Source organism: Leucobacter sp. M11 (assembly GCF_035726885.1).
Classification (GTDB): Bacteria; Actinomycetota; Actinomycetes; order Actinomycetales; family Microbacteriaceae; genus JAPFRB01.
In genome coordinates, this window is record NZ_JAPFRB010000004.1 from 209820 (window position 1) to 216944 (window position 7125).

A 7125-nucleotide genomic window follows, 5' to 3' on the forward strand; every position below is an offset into this window, starting at 1 on the left:
GCGATGAGCACCGGGATCCCGCTGCCGAAGGCGGCCGAGAGCATCATCGCGATGATCAGGGTCGGGAAGGCGACGAGCACGTCGATGAGCACGGCGATGGGCTCGCGGACCCAGCGTCCCCCCAGGCCCCCGGCGGTGGCGAGGACGAGCCCAATGAGCCCGGCGAGCAGGCCCGCGCCCACCGCGATGAGCAGGGTGATCCGGGAGCCGAAGACGAGCCGGGAGAAGATGTCTCGCCCGGAGCCGTCGGTGCCGAGCCAGAACTCCGTGTTCGGCGGCTGCCAGGCCCGGTAGGCATCGGCCGCGGCCGGGTTGTGGGGCAACCAGAAGAAGGACACCACGGCCGCGAGGGTGAGCACGGTGAGCACGCTCAGGGCGAAGGCCCCGGTGCCGGTCGACCAGAGCGCGCGCAGCGGGCGTGAGCGGCGGTCCGGGCGCTGGGGCGTGGGCGCGGCGCTCATGCGGTCGCCGTCCGCATCCGGGGATCGATGAGTCGGTGCAGCACGTCCACGGCCGCGCCGATCACGAGGATGATCCCCGTGAGCACGAGGAGCACGCTCTGCACCTTGAGCAGGTCCCGCTGACCGACATCGGCGACGAGCATCCGGCCGAGGCCCGGCAGATTGAACAGCTGCTCGATGACCACGGCCCCGACGATCAGGCCAGCGATCTGGATCCCGAGCAGGGAGACGATGGAGAGGCCGACGCCGGGCAGGCCGTGCAGGATCAGCGCCCGCAGCCGGGTGTGCCCGCGGCTCATGGCGCTGCGGACGTGCTCGGCGTTCAGGGCGCTCAGGGTGGCGCTGCGCACGAAGCGCATCAGCACGGCCCCCTCGACGATCCCGATCGTGATCGCGGGCAGGGCGAGGCTGAGCAGGGCGCGCCCGGGGGCGGCCCAGCCCTCCCGGGGGAAGCCCTGCGAGGGAAACCAGCCGAGCCAGTTCGAGAAGACGATGATCGCGAGGAGCCCCGCCCAGACGATGGGCACGGCCGCGGCGAGGATCCCGAGGGCGGACAGCGCCCGGCTGTCGCGGCGGCCGTGCCGGACGGCGGTGAAGACGCCGAGGGGAAGGGCGATCGTCGCGCCGACGAGCATCGACAGCGCCACGAGGGGCAGGGTCACCTGCATCTTTTCGAGGATCTGCCCGGCCACCGGGCTCCCCGTCACGACCGAATTTCCGAGATCGAAGGTGAGCACCCCGCCGATCCAGCTCAGGTACTGCTGGGGCAGCGGGGCGTTCAGGCCGAGCTGCTCGCGCAGCGCGGCCACCCGCTCAGGGCTCGCCTGGAGCCCCGCGATGACCTGCGCCACGTCGCCGGGCAGCAGGCGGAGGGACAGGAAAATGATCACGCTTGCGACGCCGAGCCCCAGCAGGAGGGTCAGCGTGCGAACCACCAGGAAGCGGCTCACTCAGCGACGGTCACGCCGGCGAGGTTGATGCGTGCGTTCGTGTTGCTCATCGGGAAGCCCTCGACGCCGGAGCGCACCGCGGTCGCGGGGGTGTAGTTGTAGAGCCACTTCGCAACCGCGTCGTCGGCGACCTGGGTTGCCGCCTGGCCGAGCAGGTCGTCCATCTGCGCCGGGTCGGTGGCGGCGAGGGCCTGCGCGTAGAGCTCCTGCACCCGGGCGCTGTCGTAGCCGAAGTAGTAGTCCGGGTCGGCGTAGTTGCCGAAGTCGCCCGCCTCCGCGTGGTCGACGAAGCTCAGCTCGAAGTTGTGGTTCGCGTGCACGTCCTCGATCCAGGAGGGGAACTCCACCTGGTCGACCTCGAGCGTGACGCCGATGGCGGCGAACTGGCTCACGAGCAGGTCCGACACCGCCGGCGGGTAGTGGTTCGGGATCGTGAGCGTGAGGGTCAAGATCTCGTGTCCGGCCTCCCAGAGCAGCTCACGGGCTCGCACGGGATCGTAACCGTTCGTAGCCGTCAGGTCCCGGTAGCCGGGCTCCAGCTCGGTGATGGGGGAGCCGAGGGGCTTGCCCTGGCCGTTGAGCGCCGCGATGAGCGCGTCCTGGTCGATGGCCATGCTGAGCGCCTGCCGGACCGTGAGGTCGTCGAGCGGCGCGCGCTGGTTGTTGTAGGCGAGGGTGAACACATCGGTGCTCTCCACGAGGTGCAGCGTGAAGTCCTCGTTGCCGTCGAACTGGCCGCTCAGCTCGGGGAGCACGGCGGTTTGCACGTCGACGTCCCCGCTCAGCGTGGCGTTGACCGCGGCGTTGCCGTCCGGGATGTACCGGAACACGACGGTGTCGAGGGTGGCGGGATCCCCCCAGTAGTCGGCGCTTTGCCGCAGGGTGATGCTGTCGCCCTGCTTCCACGAGGCGAGGGTGTACGGCCCGGTGCCGTTCGCGGAGGTGTTCAGATCGTTGTCGGCCCCGGCCTCCAGGATGAGCCCCTCGCGGCTGGCGAGCAGGGTGAGCAGCCGGCTGTTGGGCTGCTCCAGCGCGATGGTCACCGTGCGCTCGTCGGGGGCCTGCGCGGTGATGGTGTCGCCCAGGGTCTCGGTCAGCGAGGTGACCACGTCCTCGGCGTTCAGCTCCGTGCCGGAGTGGAAGCGCACCCCGTCGCGCAGCTCGAAACGGTAGTCGAGGCCGTCCTCGGATACCTCGTAGCGCTCGGCGAGCACGGGCACCACGTCGAGGGTGCCGGGGGTGAGGCCCACGAGCCCCTGATACACGTTGTCGATGAGGACCTGATCGAGCGCGACGCCGGGGGTGGTCCGCACGTTCAGGTTACTGGGCTCCAGGGTCAGGCCGACGGTGAGGCTGCCGCTAGCCTCGCCGGGCGTGCCGGTGTTCGCCCCGTCATCGGGGCGGGTGAGCACGAAAATCAGCGTTCCGATCACGGCGAGGGCGACGAGCACCGCGAGCCAGGTGATCAGGGACCGCTTGCCGCCGCTCCGCTTCTCGTACTGGGGGCGACCCGCCGGGGGGACGGTGGCGGAGCCACGCTGCTGATCAGCCAAGGTGCGGTCCTTTCATTGACGCGCAGCGGGCCGAATCGTGCGGGCGCGTGCGCAGGGTTGAGCTGCGCTCGTTCGATTCGCGCGCCCTTGCACGGTGAACGAGTTGGGCCAATCGTATTGCGCCGGAAGACGGGGTGCAACACGAGGCAGTCATCGTTGCTTTTCCGTGATCTGACCGGGGGTAATTGAATGGCTAGGCCAGTGCATTCCCCGGCGCTTGGGCGAGCTCGGCCAGGACCGCAGCCAGCGCCGCGGGAGCGTGCTCCTGGACGTTGTGTCCGGCCTCGAGGGTGATGACCCGGCTGTGCGGCAGTCGCTCGCGCCACTGCGCCTCTTGCTCGGGCGACACCATGCCCTGCGAGGCGCGGATCAGGGTGATTGGCGCGCGCACGGCCTCGAGCGCGGCCCAGACGCCCGCGAGGCGGTCGGCGGGCATCTCCGCCGCGGCGGCGGGCGACAGGTGCGCGAAGTGGTGCGCGAACTCGATCCGCCCGTCGGGGCGCACGCGGGTGTTCAGGGTCACCCCGCGGGTGAGAGCGACTCGGTCGTGACCGATGCCGAACGCGATGGCCCGGTCCACGATCTCGTCCACCGAAGCGAAGTGGGGCACCCCGGTGATGAACTCGGTGATCGCGGCCCCGCCGTCGTCGGGGGTGACCCCGGGGGTGATGTCGATGATGACGAGCTCGCGGACGAGCTCGGGCGCGGCCTGCGCGACGAGCGCCGCGGTCAGCCCGCCGAGCGACTGGCCGACCAGGATTTGCGGGGCGAGCGGGGCCCCGTCCGGGCGGAGCCCGGCGAGCGCCTCGCGGACGGCCGGGGCGATCGTCTCGGGGCGATAGTCGGCGTCCTCGCGCCAGGCGGAGCGGCCGTGGCCGGGCAGGTCAAGCGACACCGCGGGCAGGCCGAGCGCGAGCACGGTGGGGTCGAAGGTGTGTGCGTTGAGCCCCGCGCCGTGCAGGAAGGTCACCGCGGGGGCCGCGGAGCCGAAGCGCAGGGCGCTCACCTCGCCGTCCGGGGTGGGCAGCCCGATCCGGACCGCCTCCGGCAGGGGGCCGGAGCCGCCCACGCGAGCAAGATCGCCCGCCAGGAAGGAGAACTCCTCCGGCCGGGCGTCGCTCGCGGGGTCCGCGAGCACCGCGACCCCGCGGGCGCGGAGCGTCAGGTGCTGATCGGTGAGCGAGCGGGTCAGGCGCTCGTTGGTCTCGCGGATGTGCTTCGCGGCGAGCTCGGCGGCGAGGTCCGCGTCGCGGGCCGCGATCGCGTCGAGCAGGGCGTGGTGCTCGGCGACGGCCTGCGCCCGGGCCTCCGGGGTGCGCACCTCCAGCCAGCGGGTGCGCTCCAGGCGCAGCAGCGCGCCCCGGACCGCCTCGGCGAGGAAGGGGTTTCCGGACAGCTCCGCGACGCGGGTGTGGAAGTCGCCGCCCGCCCGCACGCCCTCGGCCTCGCTGCGGACCGGCTCGGGGGAGTCGAGCGGCGCGCGCACGGCGTCGATGGCTGCCTGGCTCGCCTGGGCGGCCGCGATCCGGACGGCGGCCGTCTCGACCGCCTCGCGGTACTGGGCGAGCTGCTGAATCTCGGCGAGGTCGATGGGGGTCACCTGCCAGCCTCGCCCGGCGCGGCGCACGAGGCCCTCGCTCTCCAGCCGGAGCAGCGCTGCCCGGGCCGGGGTTCGGGAGGCTTGGAAGCGTGCTTCCAGGCCCCGTTCGGTGACGCGCTCACCGGGCACGATGTCTAGGCTGAGGATGGCGGCCCGCAGGCGCTGGGTGAGCTGCTCGGTCTGAGAGGTGGTCTCCATAGCTCCTTTGTATCAGGGCTGGGCCGAAAGCGGGTGTGAGGGGTGCCAGCCCGGCGTGCCGAGTCGGCACCCCGCCTTGGTGTGCCACACTGGTATCCCAGCTGGACGGCCCGGGAATGACGCCGGATCGACCCGAAATGCCACCGATGCGCCGGGGCAGCTGCCCTGCCCGGGAAGGAGAATCGCGTGACCGCACGGAACTCCACGTCGGCGCGGGCCTGGCGGATGCTCGCCATCGGCACCGCCGCGCACACCGCGAGCACCGTTTTTGTGGCGGCTCCGGCCTTCCTGATCCCGCTGCTGCACAGCGAGCGGGGGCTGAGCCTGGCGCAGGCGGGGCTCCTCGCCGCGGCCCCGACCCTCGGTCTCGTGCTCACCCTGATCGCCTGGGGTGCGCTCGTGGATCGGCTCGGCGAGCGCTGGGCCATGACCGCGGGGCTCACCCTCACGGCCCTGGCGGCGGGCGCGGCGGTCCTCGCCCCCGGCTACGGGACGCTCGGGCTGTTCCTCGTGCTCGGCGGCATGGCCGCGGGCAGCACGAACTCGGCGACCGGTCGGGTCGTCGTTGGCTGGTTTCCGCCGGATCGGCGCGGACTCGCGATGGGGGTACGGCAAATGTCTCAGCCGCTCGGCACGACCGTCGCGGCCCTGACCATCCCCGGCCTCGCGGCCAGCTTCGGCATCGGGGCGGCGCTCATGCTGCCCGCGATCTCCTGCGCGGTCTTCGCGGTCGCGTGCTGGCTCGGGATCGAGAACCCGCCCCGGCCCGCCGCCCGGCCCGCGCGCGCCTCCGGCGCGGTTCCGGCCGCGAGCGGGAACCCGTACCGGGGGAGCTGGTTCCTCTGGCGCATTCACGCGGTGTCCGTGCTCCTGGTGATTCCGCAGTACACGCTGTCCACGTTCGGCCTGGTCTGGCTGATCTCGGGCCGCGGCTGGCCGGACCTGGCCGCCGGGGTGCTCGTGGGCGCGGCCCAGTTCCTTGGCGCGCTCGGCCGGATCGCGGTGGGGCACCTGAGCGATCGGCTCGGCAGTCGGGTGCGGCCGATCCGCTGGGTCTCGGTCGCCGCGGGCGCGGCGATGCTCGCCCTCGGGGGCGCGGACTGGGCGGACTGGGGCGCGGCCGCCGCCGTGCTCCTGCTCGTCGCGACGACGATCTCGGTGGCGGACAACGGGCTCGCCTTCACCTCGGTCGCCGAGGTGGCCGGGCCGGGCTGGTCGGGGCGCGCGCTCGGCGTGCAGAATACCGGGCAGTTCATCGCGGCGGCCGCCGTCGGCCCGGTCGTCGGGCTCCTGATCGGGGCGCTCGGCTACCCGCTCGCCTTCGCGCTGACCGCGCTTGCTCCGGCGGCGGCGCTCCCGCTGATTCCCGCGGACGCCGAGGAGCGCCGGCTTCGCGCACGCTGAGTGCCCGCTGTGCCCGTGCGCTTTTTCGCGCGCAGGGCTGGCTGAGATAGGTAAGGCTGTCCTATACTGGGGGGACCATGACCGTTTCCCTCCGCCGTCAGCGTCGCGCCCGCACGCGCGCCACGCCGAGCTATCTCATCGTCGCGCAGGCTGATCGTCTCGACGAGCTCCGGCTCGCGACCTCCATCCTGCCGCTGTGCGCGCACGGTCGCGTCATCGTCGAGGCCCCCGCGGAGGCCGAGCTGCCCCTCGTGGAGCTGCCCGCCCGCCTGGGCCTGACCCGGCACCGGGCCGCCGAGGGCGCCGTACGCGCCTGGGCGAGCGAGATGCTCTGCGAAGACGACGTTCGGGGCCCGGCCGAAGGCAGCGTCAATACCGGCAGCGTCAACACCGCCCGCCCCGGTCGGAGCGTGTGGATCCTGGGCGACGCCGAGTTCCGCGCCGCGATCACCCGCGTGCTCGCCGAGGACTACGGCCTCGCCGAGGACACCTTCCTGTTCGCCTAACCGCGTTCGGCAGCCCGAGCCGCGGCTGGCCGCCGCCGGACGTAGCCGCCCAGCTCCAGCCCCGCCTCGATCTCGAAGCGGTTCGTGAGCGGGTTTCGACCCGCCAGCGCGTAGCGGACCGGCAGCATCAGGCCGTGCCGCTTCCACTGCTCATGGTGCACGGCCTCGTGTTCGAGCACGTCGGGCGTGACGTTCTGATCCGTGAGGTAGCAGGCCCCGACGCAGCTGCCGCCGCGGCCGAAGGTCCAGCGGGGCATCCCGCGAAACACGAACAGGCCGTTGCGCCGCTCGACCCGGCCCGTGGACCAGATCGACCCCCAGGCCAGGCCGACGAGGGTCGCGTAGGCGTAGCCGAGCCAGGTCATCGCGCGGACGAGCCCGCGCCCCGCGCTCACGCGGCCCCGCCGGGGGCGCTCGTGAGCGCGCCGAGGACGCGAAGCACGGTGGGCCGCT

Annotated in this window: 7 protein-coding genes; 2 read left to right on the forward strand and 5 right to left on the reverse strand. The window is 72.6% G+C overall.

Features of this window, described 5'->3' with window-relative positions; genetic code table 11:
• The 4 genes from OOT08_RS12960 to OOT08_RS12975 form a co-directional block, all read right to left on the reverse strand.
• Positions 1-461 (reverse strand): ABC transporter permease (locus OOT08_RS12960; protein WP_442916246.1); only part of this gene is annotated, 461 nt, incomplete at its 3' end.
• Positions 458-1411, reverse strand: coding sequence for an ABC transporter permease (locus OOT08_RS12965; RefSeq protein WP_325093166.1), 954 nt, complete (start codon positions 1409-1411; stop codon positions 458-460). The genes OOT08_RS12960 and OOT08_RS12965, both read right to left, overlap by 4 nt.
• Positions 1408-2964: an ABC transporter substrate-binding protein gene (locus tag OOT08_RS12970; RefSeq protein ID WP_325093168.1), complete on the reverse strand. Its 1557-nt coding sequence runs from the start codon at positions 2962-2964 to the stop codon at positions 1408-1410. Before OOT08_RS12970 ends, OOT08_RS12965 begins: the two co-directional genes overlap by 4 nt.
• 193 nt (positions 2965-3157) lie before the next feature.
• Positions 3158-4762 carry an alpha/beta fold hydrolase gene (locus tag OOT08_RS12975; RefSeq protein WP_325093171.1) on the reverse strand — a complete coding sequence of 535 codons (1605 nt, stop codon included), beginning with the start codon at positions 4760-4762 and terminating at the stop codon, positions 3158-3160.
• Between the two features lie 186 nt (positions 4763-4948).
• Between OOT08_RS12975 and OOT08_RS12980 the strand changes: the two genes are divergently transcribed.
• Positions 4949-6166: an MFS transporter gene (locus OOT08_RS12980; RefSeq protein ID WP_325093174.1), complete on the forward strand. Its 1218-nt coding sequence runs from the start codon at positions 4949-4951 to the stop codon at positions 6164-6166.
• Positions 6167-6243: 77 nt separating this feature from the next.
• Positions 6244-6672: a hypothetical protein gene (locus tag OOT08_RS12985; RefSeq protein ID WP_325093175.1), complete on the forward strand. Its 429-nt coding sequence runs from the start codon at positions 6244-6246 to the stop codon at positions 6670-6672.
• Here OOT08_RS12985 and OOT08_RS12990 read toward each other — a convergent pair.
• On the reverse strand, positions 6669-7125 hold a 457-nt coding region (locus OOT08_RS12990), incomplete at its 5' end, for a Fe-S oxidoreductase (protein ID WP_442916247.1). The genes OOT08_RS12985 and OOT08_RS12990 overlap by 4 nt on opposite strands.

Bases quoted from the DNA above. Each gene is read 5' to 3' on its own strand.
- OOT08_RS12975 (WP_325093171.1), bottom strand. From the start codon at position 4,762: ATGGAGACCACCTCTCAGACCGAGCAGCTCACCCAGCGCCTGCGGGCC.
- OOT08_RS12985 (WP_325093175.1), top strand. From the start codon at position 6,244: ATGACCGTTTCCCTCCGCCGTCAGCGTCGCGCCCGCACGCGCGCCACG.